Genomic DNA, 19,833 nt, shown 5'->3' with positions numbered 1-19,833 from the left:
GCGATCAGACCTTCTTGACCCGTACCTGGCTGAACAGCCCATGCGGTCGAAAGATCAGAACTGCCAGCAACAGCGCATAAGGCGCGATCTGACTGTACCCGGCTGCAATATAGCGGCTGGCAAAGGGCTCGATTACGCCGACGATTAGCCCGCCGGCCAATGCGCCGGGCAGGCTGCCAAACCCGCCGATCACAGCTGCTGCAAATGCCTTGATCCCCAGAAGCCCAGTTGTGGGATCGACCGAGCCTTTGGCCGCGAACAAAATTCCGGCAATCCCGGCGACAACTCCGGCCAATGCCCAGATTAAGCCCTGAACCCGCTTGACCGGTATCCCCATGTAATATGCCGCCAACTGGTTTTGAGACGCACCTTGCATGGCAAGCCCCAGCTTGGTCTTGCTGAAGAACACATAAAGACCCCAGGTCAGTAGGACGGTGACAACAATCACGGCCACGTCCTCCATCCCCAGCACAAGACCACCGAACCGGATCTCCTTACCAGCCAATGGGTTCTGCAGCGTTTGCGGCTCGTGCCCCCAGATCAGACCAGCTGCAAACCTGATCACAAAGCCCAAGGCGATGGTTAGGATCACCACGGCAGTTTGACTTTCGCCAAAGACGCGGCGGATGATCAGCCGATCGATCAGATACCCAAGTCCGCCCATAATCCCCAGTGAAATCGGTAGCGCCAGCCAGAAGGGCAGCCCCATATATTCCGTATTCGTAAGGCCAATGGTGACAAACGCACCCAGCATCATGAAATCGCCCTGCGCAAAATTCACTGCCTCGGTGGCTTTGTAAATCAGTACAAAGCCAAGGGCGATCAGGCCGTAGACACAACCATTCGCCAGCCCGCTAATCAGCAGCTGTGCGTTATCCAATCTCACCCTCCCTAAGCCGGTTAAGTCCGGCGCTTTGTTCTACTATGGAGTGATTATCACCTTCCCGTCACTCTTTTTCAGAGCATCCGCCAGATTTGGCAGCACTTCTCGTAGCGAAAGCCGTGCGGAAACATCTGTGCGCCAGCGCCCATCTGCAAATCGCGCCTGCACTTCGCTGACAACTCGCATTTGATCAGCCGGGGGAGTGTCCATCATCCAGCGGGTCAGCCAGAAGCCCTCGATCCGTTTGCTCATGAAGATCAACTGGCCCATCTGAGTCAACTTCGGCATTTCCGTACTGAGTTTCCCATAGCAAACCCACCGCGCGCCATTGGGCATCGCGCAGAACACCTGCTCTGACAGTTGGTCGGCAACCGCGTCGAGAAAAACACGAGGTTTCAGATCTGCACTGATCGTGGCAAACCGCGTCGGCGCATCCGTATCGCTGGTCACGACCACCTCTGCCGCACCCAGGCCTTTTAACATCTCGACCGTTTCGGCGCGCCGCACCAGAGCGATCGGTTTCAACCCAAGATCCCGTCCAAGGCTGCACATCAACTTACCAAGCTGGCTGGTGGCAGCAGAGACCACAAAAGCCTCGCCCTCAGCCCGTGCGATATCCACCATCGCCATTGCGGTTAGCGGGTTTACGATCTGCGCCGCCCCGTCTTCATCCGAGATTTCGGGGCGCAAGGGGATACACATCTGGGCCTGCGTCACAACATATTCGGCCCAGGCACCAGAGCCTGCTGCCACAAAGGCCACGCGCTGATCCAGCAGGGCGTCAGCGCCGGTACCGGTGGCAACAACATCTCCGCACCCCTCGAACCCTGCTGCGGCGCCTTTGACCCGCGGCTGACCATATTCCCCTTTGATAAAATGGATATCTGAAGGATTCACCGAGGCAGTGCGCACTTTGATCAACACTTGTCCCGCCTTTGGGACAGGTACAGGCAGTTCAGCCTCCGCTAACCAGTCCGAGGCATTCTCCAGCGTCGGTCCCGTGGCTGTGCCGGAATATCCGTCCTGCGTCTGAACAACGGCAAACATGGTGTCGGGCAGGGTGGTCATCGTTCGATCCTTCTTTGATGCGAGTTCAGCACGAGGCCTTCATCGTCACAATGTAACACACTGACAAAAGGTTTTATTTTTTCAAAACAATCTCAAGAAAGCAATCAAACACGGTGAGCTATGTCAATTGGGTAATGCCGTAATGTGACGCAAATTAAGTCGCATCCCGACCGGGTGAACCAGCCCTCTTAGGGCTGGTTCTGGAATTGATCACTGCTGCGTCATCAGATTGCGCAGATCCTGTATCTTCGCGACAACCAGCTCAGGCGACGCTTTGATCTCGTCGAGGATCTTCATAACCTGTGTTTTGATGTCCTGAGACAAGGCGCTTTCCTGAACTGACGTGACGATTGCGTCATAGTCGAAATTCTGCGCGGTCAGCATGCCGTCCTGAACCCACGAGTTGAACAGTTCCTGTCCCTGACCGGCAAGCGCTGCGACCTGATCGCCAGCTGCTGAGGCTGCATCATTGGCCTGCTCGGTCAAAGATGTAGCAGCGTCGCTGGCCTGTTCCGATACCGAAGATGCAGCTTCCGAGGCCTGATCCGCAATCGAGGACGCAGCCTCGGATGCTTGTTCAGTCGCCGCCTCAACGGCATCAGCAGCGCCCTCTTGTATTGCCGAGGCTGCTTCACCAACCGCCTCTGAGGCATCTTCAGCCGCCGATTGCAACTGCTCGGCAGGGGTTGGTTCAGGTTTTGTGGCGAAATAGTAAGCGCCTCCGCCGATAACGGCGATGGCTACGATAAGTAAAAGACGCGACATTGGATGTCTCCTTCAAATGATGTGTCGCTCAGATGGGGTTAAGGTACGTTAAAGCAAAGGGGAAAACACGTGAGTTTGCAGCATATTGCGGGTTTGAGCCACACTGCGCTGATTGACACTGCAGGCAGTGGCAACATCATGCCATCCATTGCAGGAATCGCAACACAAGCAAAGAAACAGCCTTGAAGGATGAATTGATTTATGGCGGAGAGACAGGGATTCGAACCCTGGGTGGGCTTGCACCCACAACGGTTTTCGAGACCGCCCCGTTCGACCACTCCGGCACCTCTCCGCGGGGGTCTATGAGGGGGGGATTTAGTGGTGAACGGGCAGGGGTGCAAGCAGAAAATACCGGATTTTGACGATAGTGGGATTTTCCATTGCCAGAGGTAAGAAAACACCTAGGCTGATACGTATGACTTACTTTATACGCCAGTTCGCAATCAGCCTCATCCTTCCAATTTTCTCACTTGGTGTCATGGCCTCGCCATCTCAGGCCGCCAGTCAGGATCAGATTGAAGCGTTTCTGACCACGACAGGTTTTGACGTTGCCTTGGAAAGCATAGCGCAGGCCTCTGCTTCGGCCCCGCAGATGCTGGGTATCGACCCTGACGGCTTCGGATCGGATTGGGCACGTCTGACCGAAGAAGTATTTGATACCGCTTTGATGCACGAAACGGCCGTCTCGATCCTTGAACAGACGCTTAGCGAAGAGGCGCTGGTCCACGCGGTCTCGTTTTATGCCTCGGAGTTGGGGCAAAGACTGGTCGTTGCTGAAAACGCCGCTCATATGGATGACGATGATGAGGCTAAACAACTGGCCGGGCAAGAAATCGTCTCGAAGTTGATAAAAGAAGGCTCATCTCGTGTTGAAAGCCTGAAGCGCATGAACCGTGCGGTGGACGCCAGCGGAACCTCGCTGCGCGCGCTGCAAGAGATTCAGGTGCGGTTTTTACTGGCCGCAAGTGCGTCTGGCATTATCGACATGCAACTGAGCGGAGATGAACTGCGCACGATGATCCAACGCAATGAAGGTGAGTTGCGTCGATCTCTGCAACTGTCAGCTTTGGCAGGGGCGGCTTACACCTACCAGGATTTCTCGGATGAGGATGTCGACGCCTATGTTGAAGCTCTGGAACAGCCTCTGATGCAGGAGGTCTATGAGCTGTTGAATGCGATCCAATATGAAATCATGGCGATGCGGTTTGAAGTATTAGCCGCTCGCATGGCCGAATTGCGCCCGGCGCAGGATATCTGATGCGAGTTTTAGCTACGGCACTCTGTTTGACGATCTGGGCGCTGCCTCTGGCCGCAAGCGAGCGTGCTGAAAGACTGATGCAGGCGATGCATATTTTGGATTTTATGAAAATTCTTAGTGAAGAAGGCGTGGCGCAAGGGCATGCAATCAACGAGTCGATGCTGGGCAGCTCAGGAGGAGCCTATTTTTTGGCGCAAGTTGAGGATTTGTACGATCCGACCACGATGCACCAACAACTTTCGCTGTCGGTTGGCGAGATGATGTCCGATGTGCAGCTAGAACAAGCTTCGATCTTTTTTGAAAGCGAACTGGGGCAAAGCATCGTTTCTCTGGAAAACTCGGCGCGCCGGGCCATTGCAGATGACGCGATCGAAGAGATGGCACGCAGCGCTTACGAACAGGCTGATCGCGAGGGCATGTTTTTTCGTCTTGTAGATGAATATGTGCAGGTCAACGACCTGATCGAGAAAAATGTGCAAGGCACCATCAGCGCCGATTATAGTTTTTACCAAGGACTTGCCTCCGGGCAAAGTGCCCTGTTCGACGATGCATCCGTGTTGCAGGAACTGCTATCTCAGCATGAGAACACCAGGGAGGAGACAACTGAATGGATGTACTCGTTCCTTTTATTGGCCTATCAGCCGTTGAACGAGTCTCAGATGCGAGAGAACATCGCCTTTTCCCGCACCGATGCGGGTCGGGCCTTGAATTCCGCCTTGTTCATGGGTTTTGATGAGATGCTAAACGGCATCTCTTACCAGCTTGGGCAATCCGTTGCGCAAGCCATGAAAGCGTCGGATCTCTGAGCCGCAGATTTTCGGATCTCAAAGCTGCGGATTTTTGGTTGACTTTCTTCATGAATGCTTCGATAAGCGCGCATCCCGGCCGGCTTTCCGCGCCGGGTATCGTTATTCTTTGACCTGATGGCATGTGCCAAAGGTCATTCACACAGCCCGAAAAGGGCGCGCTGTTCGAGGTGGCGAAAGCCGGAAACTCCCAATCGGGGACCACAGAACGCGGTTAGAAAAAGGAAAGACGCATGTTTGCGGTCCTCAAGACTGGCGGCAAGCAGTACAAGGTTCAGGCGGGCGATGTGCTCCGTGTTGAAAAGCTGGCTGCCGACGCAGGTGAAAAAGTTCAATTCAACGATGTTCTGATGCTGGGCGGCGACGCACCGGTTGTTGGTGCACCTTTCGTTGAAGGCGCAGGCGTACAGGCCGAAGTGATCGAACAGATCAAAGGTGACAAGGTCATCAAGTTCGTCAAGCGCCGTCGTAAGCACAGCTCGAAGCGTACTGTTGGTCACCGTCAGAAACTGACTCTGGTCAAAATCACCGACATCCTGTCGTCGGGCGCTGACAAGTCGGGCATCAAAGCTGCAACCGGTTCGGCACCGGCTGGCGAAGCTGCACCGGTAGCGAAAAAGCCTGCCAAGAAAGCTGAAGCCAAAGCAGAGGCACCCGCCGCAGCTGCTGCCGCTGACGATCTGACAGCTCTTAATGGTGTCGGCCCTGCCGCTGCCAAAAAGCTGGTTGAAGCCGGTATCGAAAGCTTTGCCGCTCTGGCCGCCTTGTCGGACGAGCAGATTGCTGCTATCGACACCATCAAAGTGAAACCCGAATGGGTTGAGCAAGCCAAAGAGCTGGCTCAGGGCTAAGGAGAGAGAGAATGGCACATAAGAAAGCTGGCGGTTCCTCCCGTAACGGTCGCGACTCAGCGGGTCGCCGCCTTGGCGTGAAACTGTATGGTGGCCAGGCCGCCATCGCAGGCAACATCATCGTGCGTCAGCGCGGCACCAAGTTCTGGCCGGGCGAAGGCGTAGGCATGGGCAAAGACCATACCATCTTTGCAACTGTCGATGGCGCCGTGAAGTTCCATAAGGGACTTAAAAACCGCACCTTTATTTCGGTCCTGCCAGTGGCGGAGGCCGCAGAGTAAGCCGAAACCCAGAAGGTTTAAGAAAAATTCATGGGGGACCGGCACAAAGTGCCGGTCCCTTTTTCGTTTTAACGCAGTCGTGATCACCAGAACCGATGACAGTCGCAACCACCAGTTTCCTGATTTTTGCCGCTTCGCAGGTCGGCACGCCGGGACCGGCCAATATGGTCCTGCTGGGAACAGGTGCGCGTTTTGGCTTTCGGTCGGCACTGCCCTTTGTGGGCGGGGTCATTCTGGGCAAACAGCTGATCATCTGGCCGGTTGGTTTTGGCCTGATGCAAGTGGCCGATCAGGCGCCGTTGATGTTCGAGACACTCAAATATGCTTCTGCTGCATATATTTGCTGGCTCGCGTGGAAAATTGCCAATCTGCGGCTTTCCCGAGGTCAATCGGATAAGCAAGTGCCCGGTTTTCTGGCGGGGTTAATAGTGCATCCTCTTAACCCTAAAGCTTGGGCAATGATTATCGCAGGCTTCACCGGGTTTGTGGCAACAGGAACACCCAGTTTTGAGGCGGCCCTCACGATCGCTCTCTGTTTGTTAATCTGCCAGATCGTATTGCACCCGATCTGGACATTTGCCGGAGATCGGATCGCCCATGCGGTTGAAGGTCGGCCTGCGGAAAAATATCTGATGTGGACGTTAGCCAGTTTGACAGTTGCGTCCGTACTTTTTGTGTTGTTCGGAGGAGGAACGCACTCATGAAAATTGAGGCAATAATAAATCAGCCGGTCATTGAAACCGAGCGGTTCGACCTTCGCCCTCTGCGTCGGTCGGATTTGGGTCTCATTGAGCACTATGCAGGCGATGAGCGTGTGGCGCGCATGACGACATCGATCCCGCATCCATTGCCGCCCGGCTCGATTGAGGCGTTTGTGATGCGCGCGATGGCCGAAGACCGGGACGAGGATGTCTGGGCAATGGATGCCACAAAGGATGGTGGCCCGGAGCTGATCGGACTGATTTCATTGACCCGGCTGGATCGCAACCAGTCCGAGGTCGGCTATTGGGTCGCCCCGGTGTATTGGAACACCGGCATTGCATCGCTGGCCGTTGAAACGCTGGTCAACGCCAATCCGCTGGAAAACGCGACCATGTTCGCCAGCGTGTTCCAGGACAACCCGGCCTCGGCCCGGGTTCTGACCCATTGCGGGTTCCAGTATCTTGGCGATGCGGAAACCTATTCGGTGGCGCGCGATGCGAATGTGCCCACCTGGACCTATACAAAGAAACTCTGACTTGTGGCCGATGGGGCCTTTGCAGTAGGGGACAGCTATGAAATTTCTCGATCTTGCAAAGGTCTACATCCGGTCCGGGGCCGGAGGTGGCGGCTGCGTCAGCTTTAGACGTGAAAAGTACATCGAATACGGCGGACCCGATGGTGGGGACGGCGGTAAGGGTGGGTCTGTTTGGGCCGAGGTTGTGGACGGGCTGAACACCCTGATCGACTTTCGCTATCAACAGCATTTCTTCGCCAAGAACGGCCAACCCGGTCGCGGTCAGCAACGCACCGGTAAGGATGGTGACGACATCATCCTGCGCGTTCCCGTCGGAACCGAGATTCTGGACGAAGACGAAGAGACCGTGATTTGTGACCTGACCGAGGTTGGACAGCGGTTTTTGCTGGCAAAAGGCGGCAACGGCGGCTTTGGCAACCTGCATTTCAAATCCGCGACCAATCAGGCCCCGCGCCGCGCCAATCCGGGGCAGGCGGGGATCGACCGCACCATCTGGCTGCGGCTGAAGCTGATTGCGGATGTGGGTCTTTTGGGCATGCCCAACGCCGGGAAATCAACTTTCTTGGCTGCCACATCCAATGCACGGCCCAAAATCGCCGACTATCCCTTTACTACGCTGCACCCCAATCTGGGCGTTGTCGGTGTCGATAACGTGGAGTTCGTCGTTGCCGACATTCCAGGCCTGATCGAAGGCGCGCATGAGGGGCGTGGAATCGGTGACCGGTTTCTTGGCCACGTAGAACGCTGCGCGGTACTGTTGCATCTGGTCGACGGCACCTCGGAAACTGTGGTCGAAGACTATCGCACAATCATCACCGAGCTTGAGGCCTATGGCGGAGAGCTGGCGGATAAGCCGCGTATCACCGTATTGAACAAGATCGACGCTCTGGACGATGAGGAACGCGAACTGATTAAGGCCGAACTGGAAGAAGCCGTTCGCGGCCCGGTCATGACCATGTCAGGCGTTGCGCATTTGGGCGTGACCGAGGTGCTGCGGTCCTTGCGAGCTCAGATCGATGAAAGCCGCCTGCGCCAGAAACCCGCCGAGGAGGCCACGCCTTGGCAACCCTGACCCATGCCCGCCGCCTGGTGGTCAAGATCGGATCGGCCTTGTTGGTCGACCGGGATACGGGATTGCTCAGGTCGGATTGGCTGAAATCGCTGGCGCAGGACGTGGCTTGGTTGAAAGGGCAGGGGACGGATGTTGTTCTGGTCTCGTCCGGGTCAATCGCGTTGGGTCGAGGTGTACTTGGCCTGCCGATGCAGAATCTGCCGCTGGAACAATCACAGGCCGCTGCGGCGGTTGGACAAATCCGGCTTGCCCGTGCGTATGAAGAAGCGTTGACGCCGCATGAGATCAAAACCGCTCAGGTGCTGGTCACGTTGGAAGACAGCGCAGATCGGCGGCGTTATCTGAATTCCCGTGCAACGCTGGAAACGCTGCTGAGCCTGGGTGTTGTTCCGATTGTCAACGAAAACGATACAGTCGCCACGGATGAGATCCGGTATGGCGACAATGACCGGCTGGCAGCGCAAATCGCCGTGACCATCGGCGCGGATCAGTTGATCCTGCTTTCAGATGTCGACGGGTTCTATTCGGGCAATCCCAACGAGGACACGACAGCCACCCGATATGACGTGATCAAACAGATCACGCCCGAGATCGAGGCCATGGCAGGTGACGCGGGATCGGGGCTGTCAAAGGGCGGCATGAAGACCAAGCTGTTGGCTGCCAAGATGGCAACCGCAGCTGGCTGCGATATGGCGATAACTGAAGGATCACCCCTGAACCCGCTGAAAACGCTTGAAAATGGAGCGAGCTGCACTTGGTTCACGGCCACGCTCGATCCGCATGCAGCCCGGAAACGCTGGATTTCGGCGATGAAACCGCGCGGAGAGATCGTGATCGATGACGGCGCGGCAAGGGCGCTTTCCAATGGCAAAAGCCTGTTGCCCGCTGGCATTGTCGAGGTCACGGGTGATTTTGGTCGCGGCGATCCCGTCGCTGTTCTGGATGCGCAGGCGCGGAGGCTGGCACAGGGGCTAAGTCGCTATACCGCGCAAGAGGCGGATGCGATCAAAGGACGTAAATCGTCTGAAATCGAGGCGACGCTAGGCTATCCAGGCCGCGCGGCCCTGATCCACCGGGACGATCTGGCGCTGTAAGGGCGTGATTTGATAAACTGAGACCGAAAGGCGCTTGAGATGAAGGATTTCGACAACATTCCCGCAATGATGGCCGACCTTGGTGCGCGCGCCAAAGCAGCCTCGCAAGAGCTTGCTTTTGCCACCGCAGAACGCAAGCACGCTGCGCTGATCACAGCCGCAGACGCCGTTTGGCACAAACGTGCCGACATTATCGAAGCGAACAAGAAGGATTTGGAGTTCGGGCGAGAAAAGGGTTTGAGCCCCGCGATGATGGACCGCCTGATGCTGGATGAAGCACGCGTTCAGGGCATGGTTGACGGACTGCGCACCGTCGCCGATCAGACCGATCCTGTGGGTGAGGTGTTGGCCGAATGGGACATGGCCTCGGGCCTCAACATTCAGCGTGTGCGCACGCCATTGGGTGTGATCGGCGTGATCTACGAAAGCCGTCCCAACGTGACGGCGGATGCGGGTGCATTGTGCCTGAAATCCGGGAACGCCGTGATCTTGCGAGGCGGGTCTGAGAGCTTTCATTCGTCAACCGCGATCCACGCCTGTCTGGTTGAGGGGCTAGCAGCTGCTAGCTTGCCCGAAGACGCCATTCAACTGGTGCCGACTCGCGACCGGGCTGCGGTGCAAGAGCTTTTGACCATGACTGATTATGTCGACGTCATCGTTCCTCGAGGTGGCAAAGGATTGGTGGGTCTTGTGCAACGCGAGGCGCGCGTGCCCGTCTTTGCGCATCTCGAAGGCATCGTTCATATTTATGTTGATAAAGCCGCCGATCCCCAGAAGACGCTGGATGTTGTGTTGAATGCCAAAACTCGGCGCACCGGTATCTGTGGCGCGGCAGAATGCTTGCTGATCCATCAAGACGTTGCAGAAACACTGGGCCGTGATCTAATCGCTGCTCTTCAAGCTGCGGGTGTTGAAGTGCATGCCGAAGGCGTTTTGGCCAATGAGAACACCATTCCTGCGTCGGATGATGACTGGGGCAAAGAGTACGTAGATAGTATCATCGCTGCACGGCCCGTCGCAGATATCGACGCCGCGATTGCGCATATCCGGCAGTTTGGCTCAAGCCACACCGATTGTATCATTACCGAGGATTCCGTGGCCGCCGAGCACTTTTTCGAACGGCTTGACAGCGCAATCCTGATGCATAACGCCTCGACCCAATTCGCGGATGGCGGTGAGTTTGGCATGGGTGCTGAGATTGGTATCGCCACCGGCAAGATGCACGCGCGCGGTCCTGTCGGTGCCGCTCAGTTGACCAGTTTTAAGTATCTGGTGCGCGGAAACGGGACCACTCGGCACTAAAACCGCAGTGTCACCCGGGTTGCGGTCGTTTCTGCCGTGATCCTGCGCCCCATCGTCGAGGCCGTGTCCGGCAGCAGGGCAAATTGAACGTGCGCCGGGCTTAGTTTTTCGGTAAATCGCCCCGAGCCAATCCCTTTCCACAGTCCCGTATTGAGGTTCAGCTTGTCAGCAACGCCAGTCACCGTCCATGCGTCGCCCTGAGTTTCGATTTCCACTTCGCCGCCGAAGGGCATCGCATTTTCACAGCACATCACAGCCAGAAACGCGAGTTTAACCTGATTGCGCGGGACAGGTTCGGTCAGGTTCCAACTGATCCGCAGGCGCCCGGCCTTTTCCACATCTTTAAGAAGCTCGACCACTTCGGTGCGACCCAACGGCTGATCGCTTGCTGATCCAAAGGCAACGCGGAAAAACCGGATGCGGGCGCCTGCACTGCCAACGCTGCCTGAAATCAGCTCCATTTCAGGGCCTTGGACTGCGCCAACCATCTCCAACAGCTCAAGCCCGTTGGTAATTGCCCCAATGGGGCTGATCAGATCATGACAGATCCGAGAGCCGATCAATTCGGCCAGGTTGACGTCTGACGCGCCCATGCGTACCTCCTGCTGCATCTGCCTTGGACCCGGAGGCCCGATATGACAGATCTGAATGCCATTCTCGCACCGGGCATGTTTGTCCGCCACCCCGATTTCCCCGATTGGGGCGTTGGACAGGTGCAGTCCAACATCGGAGGCAAGATCACCGTTAACTTTCGCGAGCAGGGGAAAGTGGTGATCGACGGGACACGCATAGCCCTGATGCCGGTCTTTGATCCGTGAAACTGGTTTAGGAAAGGTTAACAACTCGGGCAAAACGCGGGCGAGTTGCCTTTGGCCGAGCAATCGCGTTATCAGCGCGCAACCGCGATCGATGGAATTTTCTTGATGCCAGACGAAGGCCCCTCATTCACTGTCAAATTGGCCAATACCGAGGTTGAACTGCGGGCGGCCCAACGTCTGCGCTATGACGTGTTTGTTCAGGAATTGGGCGGTGGCGGCGAGATGGTGGATCATGAGGCGGGGCTCGAGAAGGATCGGTTCGATCCATACTTCGATCATATGCTCGCCATCGACGATTCATCTGGAGAGGTGATCGGCGTCTATCGACTGCTTCCTGGTGAGCGAGCTGCCGAACTGGGGCAATTCTACTCCGAGGATGAATACGATCTCACCGTTCTGAAACAAAGCGGGCGCAAGCTGTTGGAGCTTGGACGCTCGTGCGTGCATCCGGATTATCGTGGTGGCACGGCGATGTATCATCTGTGGAATGGTCTGGCTGCATACGTCACTGAGCGTGGTATTGAGATCTTGTTCGGGGTCGCGAGTTTCCACGGAACCGACGTGAGCAAATTGGCGCAGCCGCTGTCGATGCTGCATCACAACCATCTTGCCCCGCTGGATTTGCGGGTTCGGGCCCAGCCAGAGGTATTTCAATCAATGGACCTTTTGGCACCCAACGCGCTGGATCGGCGCGCGGCGATGGTTCAAGTGCCGTCTCTCATCAAGGCCTACCTTCGCCTCGGTGGATTCGTGGGCGAGGGGGCATTTATCGATCATGCCTTCAACACAACCGATGTGTGTCTGATCCTTGACACAGCCCGCATGAATGAGCGTCAGCGGCGTATTTATGGTGGAGCATAACCCTGTGAGCGACCCATCGTGGCAAAGTGAAGACGCTCCTGATCCAATTGAGCTTGGTTTCTTAGGTTGGGTCCTGGTGATACTTCGCGGTCTGCCGCTGGCCCTTTTGGTTTTTGGGGGGCTGTTCGTCTTATTGGCCATACGTCTCATCGAGCGACCGCTTTATGGCGTTCAACGGCCGGTGACACCGTTCATTTCTCAGTTCGTTTGTCGCAATGCATTTCGAATTCTCGGGATCAGATTTCGCACCTCTGGCGCGCTCATGCAGGAACGCGGCGCTGTGGTTGCAAACCATACGTCGTGGTTGGATATCTTTGCGCTGAATGCGCGTAAGCGCGTGTATTTCGTATCGAAAGCCGAAGTTGCAAAATGGCCCGGCATCGGCTGGCTGGCACGCGCGACGGGTACGGTCTTTATCGAACGTGATCGCAAGAAAGCCCGCGAGCAGACCCGGATTTTCGAGGAACGTCTGAAAGCCGGGCACAAGCTGTTGTTCTTTCCTGAAGGCACCTCGACCGACGGACAGCGAGTTTTACCCTTTAAAACAACACTCTTTGCCGCGTTCTTCACTGAAGAGCTGCGGGAATTCATGTATGTTCAACCGGTTTCGGTCATCTTTCACGCTCCCCAAGGTCAGCCCGATAGGTTTTATGGCTGGTGGGGCGACATGGATTTCGGACCGCATTTGCTTAAGACTTTGGGGGCACGTCGACAAGGCACCGTGGAATTGATCTACCACGCGCCAGCCAAGGTTAGCGACTTTGAAAACCGCAAAGCTCTGGCAGCCCATTGCGAAGACGCGGTACGTCATGCGCATTCACTGGCGCGGCTTGAAAAATAGGGGCATTTGGCCCTTGCACTGATGCTAAACCTGCCGTATACGCGCGCCATTCAAACCCGCAGGCGGGGTTTGGGCTTTTTGAGGGAGACATCCTTATCTGGCCCGCCGGTTGGAGCATCCGCTTCTTTCACCCCCGCCGAGGCGTAAACCGGAAAAGGAAAGTAAAGCATGGCTCTTCCCGAGTTCACCATGCGTCAGCTGCTAGAAGCTGGCGTTCACTTTGGTCACCAGACACAGCGTTGGAATCCCCGCATGGGCCCGTTCATCTACGGCTCGCGCAATGGCATCCACATCATGGACCTGACTCAGACCGTTCCGATGCTGGATCAGGCTCTGCAGGCTGTTCGTGACACCGTCGCAAAAGGTGGCCGCGTTCTGTTCGTAGGCACCAAGCGTCAGGCAGCTCAGCCGATCGCAGATGCCGCTGAAAAGTCGGCTCAGTACTACATGAACCACCGCTGGCTGGGCGGCACGCTGACCAACTGGAAAACCGTTTCCCAGTCGATCAACCGTCTGAACCAGATCGACGAAGCTATGGAATCGGGTGCCGAAGGCCTGACCAAGAAAGAGCGTCTGGGCATGGAGCGTGACCAGGCCAAGCTGCAGGCTTCACTGGGCGGTATCCGCGAGATGGGTGGCGTTCCGGATCTGCTGTTCGTCATCGACGTCAAGAAAGAAGCACTGGCTATCGCCGAAGCCAACAAGCTGGGTATCCCGGTTGTGGCTGTTGTCGACACCAACTGCTCGCCCGATGGTGTTGACTACATCATCCCCGGCAACGACGACGCAGCGCGCGCAATCGCTCTGTATTGCGATCTGGCCGCACGTGCCGCTCTGGACGGCATGACCGCTCAGATGGGTGCTGCTGGCGTTGACCTGGGTGCATTCGAAGAAGCTCCGGTTGAAGAAGTCGTAGCCGAAGAAGCACCCGCTGAAGAAGCCGCGCCGGAAGTCAAAGCCGAAGCGTAAGCTGCCCGTCACGTAAATGACATATGGGGCAGGGTAGACCTGCCCCAATTCCGTTTGAATTGAGGAGAGCCAAAAGATGGCAATCACAGCAGCAATGGTAAAAGAACTGCGCGACTCGACCGGCGCAGGCATGATGGACGCAAAAAAAGCGCTGACCGAAACCGGCGGCAACATGGACGAAGCCGTTGACTGGCTGCGCACCAAAGGCCTGGCCAAGGCGGCCAAGAAATCGGGCCGTACTGCAGCGGAAGGTCTGGTTGCTGTTCACGTCAACGGCGGCAACGGTGTTGCAGTCGAAGTGAACTCGGAAACCGACTTCGTTGCGAAAAACAGCGAATTCCAAGAGATGGTCGGCAAGATCACCTACGCAGCCGAAGGTGTTGATGACGTCGACGCGCTGCTGGCTGCCGATCTGGGCGGCAAGTCTGTTGCAGATACCCTGACCGACAAGATCGCCACCATTGGTGAAAACATGTCGGTCCGCCGTATGTCGAAACTGTCGGGCGATACCGTCGTGTCCTACGTTCACAACGCGGCGACAACCGGCATGGGCAAAATCGGCGTTCTGGTTGCTCTGTCCGGCGGCGATGAAGCCTTCGGCAAGCAGGTTGCAATGCACATTGCAGCGGTGAACCCGGCGGCTCTGTCCGAGGCGGACATGGATCCGGAAGTTGTCGAGAAAGAGAAGCAGGTCCAGATGGACATCGCTCGCGAATCCGGCAAGCCGGAGCAGGTGATCGAAAAGATGATCGTCGGTCGCATGAAGAAATTCGTCGCCGAAGCGACCCTGCTGAACCAGGACTTCGTTGTGAATCCTGATCTGACCGTCGAAGCGGCTGCCAAAGAAGCAGGTGCTACCATCACCGGTTTTGTCCGCATGGAAGTAGGCGAGGGCATCGTGGTCGAAAAAGAAGACTTCGCTGCCGAAGTTGCAAAGGCAGCCCAAGGCTAAAATCTTTTGCAGCTTCGGTTGGAGGCTGCAACAAATACCGAGCCCGGTTGCATAGCGCAGCCGGGTTTTTTTCATGTCAAAAGCCTGTGAACCAATGCTTGCGAAGATTAGTGAATTGAGGGGCCCTGCATGATGGGGATGGAAGGGCCCCTCAATAATCCCGACAAAGAGACGTGGACGAATAGACGCCTCGGTGTCAGAGCGATCAGAGAGCTTTGGTATTACAAAGATCCGATCAAAACGTTCCCTGGCTAAAGCCACCACTCACGGAACAATATCAATTTGCAATTTTATCGGGAGATTCGGAAAGTCATGTATTCCTTACCCTAGGTCAATTTGATGCTAATTAGCATCAAAATAGGGTCATGCTTCCATCACAAACATCTGATTCTGCAACGCGGCCTTCAACACGGCCTGTGCCGTTGTTTCAACCGAAAGCGCCTCACGCGCGAGTCTCAGATGTTTTTCCACCGTTGCCGAAGTCAAACCCATCAATAGCGCGATGTCTTGCGTGGTCTTTCCGTCGCCGACCCATTGCAAAGCTTCGCGCTGGCGTTTGGTCAGCGCGCGGTTCGGGGCATGATATGGCAAGGTCAGGATTTTGAGATGGGCAACATTGTTCATCAGAAGGATGTCGTCGCCGTGCTCGTTCCAGACCTCGTCCATCTCCTCCTGGCTGTGATTACGTGCCGCAAGCGAAATCGCCCCTTTGGAACGCATCGACACCGAGTTGAAGCTGACCGTATAACCTACTGTAATATCGCGCGACTTATTGAACTCAAAAACCCGAAGCTCTTCGTTCGACATGACCCCGCTGGACATCATGTCCTGTATCATGCTCCAACTTGCAGCGCCTTCGTTGTTCAGCGCCCATTTCAGCATGGGGGCGTGAAAATACAGGCCAGATTGAAGGAACCCTTCCAAGTAATCCGAGCAGTGATTGGTCAGGATTACAAAGTCTTCTGGATCGCCAAGCGAAGTCGCCGTTCGGTATTGCGTATACCCATACAACAACCGGTCGAAGCCATACTTTTCCATCTGGCGGCAATGTGCATCCCAAAGCTCTTCCAGAGTTTTCGTGTAGCTCAGAAAATTCAGATACTCTTTGAGGGTCATCCTGTGTCCCTCTCAGCCAGATGCGCGGCAATCGCGTTCAGTGCAAGAACATAGCTTTGCGCGCCAAAACCACAGATCTGTCCAATCGCGACTGGTGCGATATGTGATTTGTGACGAAACGCCTCGCGCGCGTGGATGTTAGATAAATGAACTTCGACCACGGGTACTTCGGCCGAAGATATCGCATCCATCAGCGCAATCGATGTATGCGTGAATGCGCCTGCATTCAGCACGATACCATCCTGAGCGCCGCGTGCCGCGTGGATCGCATCAATTAGCGCGCCTTCGTGATTGGATTGGAGATGGGTTATGTTTTGACCCAGCGTTTCACCATGCGCAACGCACAGGTCCTCGATCATCTGCAACGTCGTTGCGCCGTAGACCTCGGGTTGCCGTGTACCAAGCAAATTCAGGTTCGGACCATTCAGAACCAGGATATTGTGCATATTCAAACTGTCCCCATCTTCCTTTTTTCATAAACATGAATTTAAAGGTCGTCCAGCGACCTTCGCTCTTATGGGTAGAGCTTCATTGACGCATGCAGGTTGCTGGATCGGCTCAATCCCATCCTCTATTCAATTATCTTCCATCGTGACCACAACTTTACCGAGAGCCTCGCGCCGTTCGAGCATGCCAATTGCCTTTGCCGCCTGGGTTAGCGGAAATCGTGCACTGATACGGGGTGAAATCTCTCCCGAACCATATAGGCGGAACAACTCGGCCAGGTTCTGTGTGTGCCCTTTCGGGTCGCGAAATACGGACGCACCCCAGAACACCCCGACGATCTGACAGCCCTTGAGCAAAGTCAGGTTCAGCGGAATGCTGGGGATGCCGGCAGGAAAGCCAACAACCAGATAGCGCCCGCCCCATGCCATACTTCGCAAGGCGGGCTCAGCGTAGTCTCCGCCGACCGCGTCGTAGACCACATCCACACCTTCGCCCAGGGCCAGTGCCTTTATCTCGGCGGACAGGGCCTTTTGCGCTTCGCGGTCCAGATCGCGTGGATAGATCAGCGTCTGGTCTGCGCCAATATCTCTGCAAAACAATGCTTTGTCTTCAGACGAGACCGCCGCGATCACATGTGCCCCCATCGCTTTGGCTAGCTCGATCGCCGCAGACCCAACGCCACCGGCGGCCCCCAGAACAAGTACTTTTTCGCCGGGATTAAGTAGCGCACGGTCCTTGAGGGCGTGGTATGAAGTGCCGTAGGTGAAGACAAAGCTAGCCGCATCTTCAAACGGCATCACGTCGGGTATCTTGACGGCAGTCGCTGGTTTGAGCTTCAGGTGCGTAGCGAACCCTCCGTGCCCTGTCAGCGCCAGAACCCGATCACCAGGCGCGAAGTCTGTGACGCCTTCTCCGACCGAGACAACTTCTCCGGCGATTTCACCACCTGGTGCAAAGGGGCGGGGTGGTTTTATCTGATAGAGGTCCCGGATCATCAGCGTATCAGGGAAGTTCACCCCGGCGGCGCGGATACGCAATACAATTTCATCTGACTCAGGGGTTGGATCGGGCAGGGTGGTCAGTTCCAAACTCTCGGGGCCGCCTGGTGTGACGCTGAGTAATGCCTGCATGTTTTTCAATTGCCTCTTGCTTCACCTGTTTTGAAATCGTTGGATTGTCAGGACGTATTGTCAAGAAGACCTCACGACAGAATCCCAGATCGCCTGAATGGAGTACACATGACGCCCGAGACTTTGTTTTCGCTCAGTGGAAAGACGGCACTGGTAACGGGGGGTGCCACCGGTATCGGTCGAATGGCGGCCGAGGCGTTGGTACGTGCCGGGGCGCATGTACTGATCGCTTCTCGCAAAGGCGAGGCATGCGAGGAGGTTGCAACAGAGTTGAACGCTCTGGACGCGCCAGGCTCGGCCGAAGGGTTTGCTGGCGACATCAGCAGTGAGGCGGGTGTAGATGCGTTGGTGGATGAAGTCAAAAATCGCACTCAAGCGATTGATATATTGATGAATAATGCAGGTGTGTCTTGGGGCGCGCCGATGGGGCAGTTCCCTCATTTCGCTTGGGACAAAGTCATGTCGGTTAATGTCGCAGGCGTATTTGATCTGACCCAAAAATTGCTGCCACTTCTGATGAAATCCGCAACCGACGAGGATCCTGCGCGGGTCGTCAATGTAGGTTCGGTTATGGGTGAGGTCCCGATGGGTAACGGGGCCTACAGCTATTCCGCGTCCAAAGCGGCGGTTATTCACCTGTCCAAAATCATGGCTAAAGAATTGGCACCCTACAGAGTCACGGTGAATGCGCTGGCCCCGGGACCATTCGTATCGCGCATGACGGCCTTTGCTACCGAGGACGAAACCAAGCGCGCGCGGGTCGGCAAAGGTGTTCCACTGGGCCGGGTTGGCCAGGCCGAGGATATCGCTGGTTGCATGTTGTTTCTATGCGGTCGCGGAGGCAGCTATGTCACTGGCGCGGTCATCCCTGTCTCCGGCGGGATAAATGTGCAGACCGGTGGCAATATCTTTGCCGATGCCCTTTAGCCGTGGGTTCATACGCAGGCTGAATATATGACACACACTGAAAACACTTTGGATATCAAGTCCGTCGACGCTTATCTAAACACGCATCTTGTTGGGTATCATGGCCCTCTTGAAGCTACAAAATTCACCGTGGGTCAGTCGAACCCAACCTATCTGCTGCGTACGCCGGCCAAATCCTATGTTCTGAGACGCAAGCCGCCGGGCATATTGCTGAAATCCGCACATGCAGTGGATCGGGAATTTCGCGTACAAGCGGCGCTGGCTGGTAGCAAAGTGCCCGTCCCGCAAGTACATCTGCTTTGTGTAGATGACAGCGTCATCGGCTCTGCCTTTTACGTGATGGAGCATCTGAAAGGGCGCACATTTGTCGACCCTGTCATGGAAGGCGAAAACAATGCGACGCGCACGGGTGTGCTGAAAGAGATGAACCGCGTACTGGCCGAACTGCACATGGTCGATATCGATGCGGTGGGTCTTTCGGATTTCGGACCTCCAGGCAACTATTTCGAGCGGCAAATTGCTCGCTGGACCAAACAATATCGCGCCTCTGAGACCGAAAAAATCGCCGAGATGGATCAGCTGATCGCCGAGCTTGAGCGCCAGATCCCCGAGGATGATAATCAAAGAACACTGGTTCATGGGGATTACCGCATCGACAATCTTATGTTCGAGGCGCATGGCACCGCCTGCATCGGAGTGCTGGATTGGGAGCTATCGACCATCGGCCATCCATATGCCGACCTGGCGGCCGTCATCATGCAGTGGCAGCTGCCCCCGGGCAAGGAGGGTCGGGGGTTGGCTGGCGTAGATCGGTTAAGCCTCGGGCTGCCGTCCGATCAGGACTTCATCACCGAGTATTGCGCGCGCCGCGGCCTAACGGGGATTGAGAATTTTGGCTTCTACCTTGCTTTTAACTTCTTTCGGATGGCCGGTATTCTGCAAGGTGTCTACAAGCGGGCCTTGGATGGAAACGCGTCAGACCCGGCACGCGCTAAGGCTTTCGGTGCCTATGTGCCGGTCTTCGCCCAAAACGGATTATCTGCGCTGCAAAAAACGTAGGCAGTATTCTCGGCGCCCTTCAACAAATCCAGCAAAAATCAGCAGAATTCGCTGTTGCCTCGGATCTCACGAAGGCAAGATCGGCCTGATTAAGAT

At 56.0% G+C, this 19,833-nt stretch carries 23 protein-coding genes and 1 tRNA gene; 16 read left to right on the top strand and 8 right to left on the bottom strand.

All coding sequences use genetic code 11. The annotated features are described in order from the left end of the window. Nucleotides 1-4: 4 nt before the first annotated feature. The 4 genes from ACR0DK_RS11545 to ACR0DK_RS11530 all read right to left on the bottom strand — a co-directional run bounded on the left by ACR0DK_RS11545 (nucleotide 5) and on the right by ACR0DK_RS11530 (nucleotide 3,008). Complete coding sequence (locus tag ACR0DK_RS11545; protein ID WP_480736219.1) at nucleotides 5-880, bottom strand: branched-chain amino acid ABC transporter permease; 876 nt, start codon at nucleotides 878-880, stop codon at nucleotides 5-7. A gap of 42 nt (nucleotides 881-922) precedes the next feature. After that, nucleotides 923-1,951: a zinc-binding dehydrogenase gene (locus ACR0DK_RS11540; RefSeq protein ID WP_170393103.1), complete on the bottom strand. Its 1,029-nt coding sequence runs from the start codon at nucleotides 1,949-1,951 to the stop codon at nucleotides 923-925. A 210-nt stretch (nucleotides 1,952-2,161) separates the two neighbouring features. Next, the gene (locus tag ACR0DK_RS11535; RefSeq protein WP_170393102.1) at nucleotides 2,162-2,716 is read right to left on the bottom strand and encodes a hypothetical protein; all 555 of its coding nucleotides are present in this window, start codon (nucleotides 2,714-2,716) and stop codon (nucleotides 2,162-2,164) included. A 202-nt stretch (nucleotides 2,717-2,918) separates the two neighbouring features. Next, nucleotides 2,919-3,008: transfer RNA gene (locus tag ACR0DK_RS11530), tRNA-Ser, on the bottom strand. 123 nt (nucleotides 3,009-3,131) lie between these two features. Between ACR0DK_RS11530 and ACR0DK_RS11525 the strand changes: the two genes are divergently transcribed. From ACR0DK_RS11525 to ACR0DK_RS11485, 9 genes are all read left to right on the top strand, one after another. After that, nucleotides 3,132-3,974, top strand: a complete 843-nt coding sequence (locus ACR0DK_RS11525) for a DUF2059 domain-containing protein (protein ID WP_480736216.1) — start codon at nucleotides 3,132-3,134, stop codon at nucleotides 3,972-3,974. A 26-nt stretch (nucleotides 3,975-4,000) separates the two neighbouring features. After that, nucleotides 4,001-4,780, top strand: coding sequence for a DUF2059 domain-containing protein (locus ACR0DK_RS11520; RefSeq protein ID WP_480736214.1), 780 nt, complete (start codon nucleotides 4,001-4,003; stop codon nucleotides 4,778-4,780). Nucleotides 4,781-5,013: 233 nt separating this feature from the next. Then, on the top strand, nucleotides 5,014-5,631 hold the full coding sequence (locus tag ACR0DK_RS11515) for a 50S ribosomal protein L21 (RefSeq protein WP_170421606.1): 618 nt from the start codon (nucleotides 5,014-5,016) through the stop codon (nucleotides 5,629-5,631). An 11-nt stretch (nucleotides 5,632-5,642) separates the two neighbouring features. Further along, entirely contained in the window at nucleotides 5,643-5,912 is a 270-nt protein-coding gene (gene rpmA, locus ACR0DK_RS11510) for a 50S ribosomal protein L27 (protein ID WP_010440093.1), read from the top strand. A 95-nt stretch (nucleotides 5,913-6,007) separates the two neighbouring features. After that, nucleotides 6,008-6,616, top strand: coding sequence for a LysE family translocator (locus tag ACR0DK_RS11505; protein WP_480736212.1), 609 nt, complete (start codon nucleotides 6,008-6,010; stop codon nucleotides 6,614-6,616). Next, entirely contained in the window at nucleotides 6,613-7,149 is a 537-nt protein-coding gene (locus tag ACR0DK_RS11500) for a GNAT family N-acetyltransferase (protein WP_170393085.1), read from the top strand. The genes ACR0DK_RS11505 and ACR0DK_RS11500 overlap by 4 nt, the downstream gene beginning before the upstream one ends. Nucleotides 7,150-7,186: 37 nt before the next feature. After that, nucleotides 7,187-8,221 carry a GTPase ObgE gene (gene obgE / locus ACR0DK_RS11495; protein WP_480736210.1) on the top strand — a complete coding sequence of 345 codons (1,035 nt, stop codon included), beginning with the start codon at nucleotides 7,187-7,189 and terminating at the stop codon, nucleotides 8,219-8,221. After that, a complete protein-coding gene (proB, locus tag ACR0DK_RS11490) occupies nucleotides 8,209-9,315 on the top strand; it encodes a glutamate 5-kinase (protein ID WP_170393083.1) in 1,107 nt (368 codons plus the stop codon). The genes obgE and proB overlap by 13 nt, the downstream gene beginning before the upstream one ends. 39 nt (nucleotides 9,316-9,354) lie before the next feature. Next, nucleotides 9,355-10,617 (top strand): glutamate-5-semialdehyde dehydrogenase, encoded by a 1,263-nt coding sequence (locus ACR0DK_RS11485; RefSeq protein WP_480736208.1) that lies wholly within the window; start codon nucleotides 9,355-9,357, stop codon nucleotides 10,615-10,617. Here ACR0DK_RS11485 and ACR0DK_RS11480 read toward each other — a convergent pair. Continuing rightward, nucleotides 10,614-11,210 (bottom strand): histidine phosphotransferase family protein, encoded by a 597-nt coding sequence (locus tag ACR0DK_RS11480; RefSeq protein WP_480704826.1) that lies wholly within the window; start codon nucleotides 11,208-11,210, stop codon nucleotides 10,614-10,616. The genes ACR0DK_RS11485 and ACR0DK_RS11480 overlap by 4 nt on opposite strands. 42 nt (nucleotides 11,211-11,252) lie before the next feature. On the opposite strand from ACR0DK_RS11480, the gene ACR0DK_RS11475 reads away from it, so the two are divergent. From ACR0DK_RS11475 to tsf, 5 genes are all read left to right on the top strand, one after another. Next, on the top strand, nucleotides 11,253-11,435 hold the full coding sequence (locus ACR0DK_RS11475) for a DUF3553 domain-containing protein (protein ID WP_170393080.1): 183 nt from the start codon (nucleotides 11,253-11,255) through the stop codon (nucleotides 11,433-11,435). Between the two features lie 105 nt (nucleotides 11,436-11,540). Then, entirely contained in the window at nucleotides 11,541-12,296 is a 756-nt protein-coding gene (olsB, locus tag ACR0DK_RS11470) for an L-ornithine N(alpha)-acyltransferase (protein ID WP_480569703.1), read from the top strand. Beyond that, entirely contained in the window at nucleotides 12,283-13,137 is an 855-nt protein-coding gene (olsA, locus tag ACR0DK_RS11465; RefSeq protein WP_170646589.1) for a lyso-ornithine lipid O-acyltransferase, read from the top strand. The genes olsB and olsA overlap by 14 nt, the downstream gene beginning before the upstream one ends. A gap of 168 nt (nucleotides 13,138-13,305) precedes the next feature. Continuing rightward, nucleotides 13,306-14,106, top strand: coding sequence for a 30S ribosomal protein S2 (gene rpsB / locus ACR0DK_RS11460; RefSeq protein WP_170405761.1), 801 nt, complete (start codon nucleotides 13,306-13,308; stop codon nucleotides 14,104-14,106). A 76-nt stretch (nucleotides 14,107-14,182) separates the two neighbouring features. Then, nucleotides 14,183-15,058 (top strand): translation elongation factor Ts, encoded by an 876-nt coding sequence (tsf, locus tag ACR0DK_RS11455; protein ID WP_170393077.1) that lies wholly within the window; start codon nucleotides 14,183-14,185, stop codon nucleotides 15,056-15,058. 363 nt (nucleotides 15,059-15,421) lie between these two features. Here the strand turns inward: tsf and ACR0DK_RS11450 are convergent, their stop codons facing one another. From ACR0DK_RS11450 to ACR0DK_RS11440, 3 genes are all read right to left on the bottom strand, one after another. Next, nucleotides 15,422-16,174 carry an autoinducer binding domain-containing protein gene (locus ACR0DK_RS11450; RefSeq protein ID WP_170393076.1) on the bottom strand — a complete coding sequence of 251 codons (753 nt, stop codon included), beginning with the start codon at nucleotides 16,172-16,174 and terminating at the stop codon, nucleotides 15,422-15,424. Continuing rightward, a complete protein-coding gene (gene aroQ, locus ACR0DK_RS11445; protein WP_170405767.1) occupies nucleotides 16,171-16,620 on the bottom strand; it encodes a type II 3-dehydroquinate dehydratase in 450 nt (149 codons plus the stop codon). Before aroQ ends, ACR0DK_RS11450 begins: the two co-directional genes overlap by 4 nt. A 129-nt stretch (nucleotides 16,621-16,749) precedes the next feature. After that, complete coding sequence (locus ACR0DK_RS11440) at nucleotides 16,750-17,751, bottom strand: NADPH:quinone oxidoreductase family protein (protein WP_480736204.1); 1,002 nt, start codon at nucleotides 17,749-17,751, stop codon at nucleotides 16,750-16,752. Between the two features lie 108 nt (nucleotides 17,752-17,859). Between ACR0DK_RS11440 and ACR0DK_RS11435 the strand changes: the two genes are divergently transcribed. Together ACR0DK_RS11435 and ACR0DK_RS11430 are read left to right on the top strand one after the other, a co-directional pair. Next, nucleotides 17,860-18,678, top strand: a complete 819-nt coding sequence (locus ACR0DK_RS11435) for an SDR family NAD(P)-dependent oxidoreductase (RefSeq protein ID WP_480736202.1) — start codon at nucleotides 17,860-17,862, stop codon at nucleotides 18,676-18,678. A gap of 27 nt (nucleotides 18,679-18,705) precedes the next feature. After that, the gene (locus ACR0DK_RS11430) at nucleotides 18,706-19,737 is read left to right on the top strand and encodes a phosphotransferase family protein (RefSeq protein ID WP_480736200.1); all 1,032 of its coding nucleotides are present in this window, start codon (nucleotides 18,706-18,708) and stop codon (nucleotides 19,735-19,737) included. Nucleotides 19,738-19,833 lie beyond the last annotated feature (96 nt).

Source organism: Ruegeria sp. CE6, assembly GCF_056537485.1.
Note: the sequence above shows the minus strand (reverse complement) of the source record. Positions and strands in the feature narration are given on the sequence as shown.

Bases quoted from the DNA above. Each gene is read 5' to 3' on its own strand.
- ACR0DK_RS11540 (WP_170393103.1), bottom strand. From the start codon at position 1,951: ATGACCACCCTGCCCGACACCATGTTTGCCGTTGTTCAGACGCAGGAC.
- ACR0DK_RS11535 (WP_170393102.1), bottom strand. From the start codon at position 2,716: ATGTCGCGTCTTTTACTTATCGTAGCCATCGCCGTTATCGGCGGAGGC.
- ACR0DK_RS11525 (WP_480736216.1), top strand. From the start codon at position 3,132: ATGACTTACTTTATACGCCAGTTCGCAATCAGCCTCATCCTTCCAATT.
- ACR0DK_RS11515 (WP_170421606.1), top strand. From the start codon at position 5,014: ATGTTTGCGGTCCTCAAGACTGGCGGCAAGCAGTACAAGGTTCAGGCG.
- rpmA (WP_010440093.1), top strand. From the start codon at position 5,643: ATGGCACATAAGAAAGCTGGCGGTTCCTCCCGTAACGGTCGCGACTCA.
- ACR0DK_RS11505 (WP_480736212.1), top strand. From the start codon at position 6,008: ATGACAGTCGCAACCACCAGTTTCCTGATTTTTGCCGCTTCGCAGGTC.
- ACR0DK_RS11500 (WP_170393085.1), top strand. From the start codon at position 6,613: ATGAAAATTGAGGCAATAATAAATCAGCCGGTCATTGAAACCGAGCGG.
- obgE (WP_480736210.1), top strand. From the start codon at position 7,187: ATGAAATTTCTCGATCTTGCAAAGGTCTACATCCGGTCCGGGGCCGGA.
- ACR0DK_RS11485 (WP_480736208.1), top strand. From the start codon at position 9,355: ATGAAGGATTTCGACAACATTCCCGCAATGATGGCCGACCTTGGTGCG.
- ACR0DK_RS11480 (WP_480704826.1), bottom strand. From the start codon at position 11,210: ATGGGCGCGTCAGACGTCAACCTGGCCGAATTGATCGGCTCTCGGATC.
- ACR0DK_RS11475 (WP_170393080.1), top strand. From the start codon at position 11,253: ATGACAGATCTGAATGCCATTCTCGCACCGGGCATGTTTGTCCGCCAC.
- olsB (WP_480569703.1), top strand. From the start codon at position 11,541: ATGCCAGACGAAGGCCCCTCATTCACTGTCAAATTGGCCAATACCGAG.
- olsA (WP_170646589.1), top strand. From the start codon at position 12,283: ATGGTGGAGCATAACCCTGTGAGCGACCCATCGTGGCAAAGTGAAGAC.
- rpsB (WP_170405761.1), top strand. From the start codon at position 13,306: ATGGCTCTTCCCGAGTTCACCATGCGTCAGCTGCTAGAAGCTGGCGTT.
- tsf (WP_170393077.1), top strand. From the start codon at position 14,183: ATGGCAATCACAGCAGCAATGGTAAAAGAACTGCGCGACTCGACCGGC.
- ACR0DK_RS11450 (WP_170393076.1), bottom strand. From the start codon at position 16,174: ATGACCCTCAAAGAGTATCTGAATTTTCTGAGCTACACGAAAACTCTG.
- aroQ (WP_170405767.1), bottom strand. From the start codon at position 16,620: ATGCACAATATCCTGGTTCTGAATGGTCCGAACCTGAATTTGCTTGGT.
- ACR0DK_RS11440 (WP_480736204.1), bottom strand. From the start codon at position 17,751: ATGCAGGCATTACTCAGCGTCACACCAGGCGGCCCCGAGAGTTTGGAA.
- ACR0DK_RS11435 (WP_480736202.1), top strand. From the start codon at position 17,860: ATGACGCCCGAGACTTTGTTTTCGCTCAGTGGAAAGACGGCACTGGTA.
- ACR0DK_RS11430 (WP_480736200.1), top strand. From the start codon at position 18,706: ATGACACACACTGAAAACACTTTGGATATCAAGTCCGTCGACGCTTAT.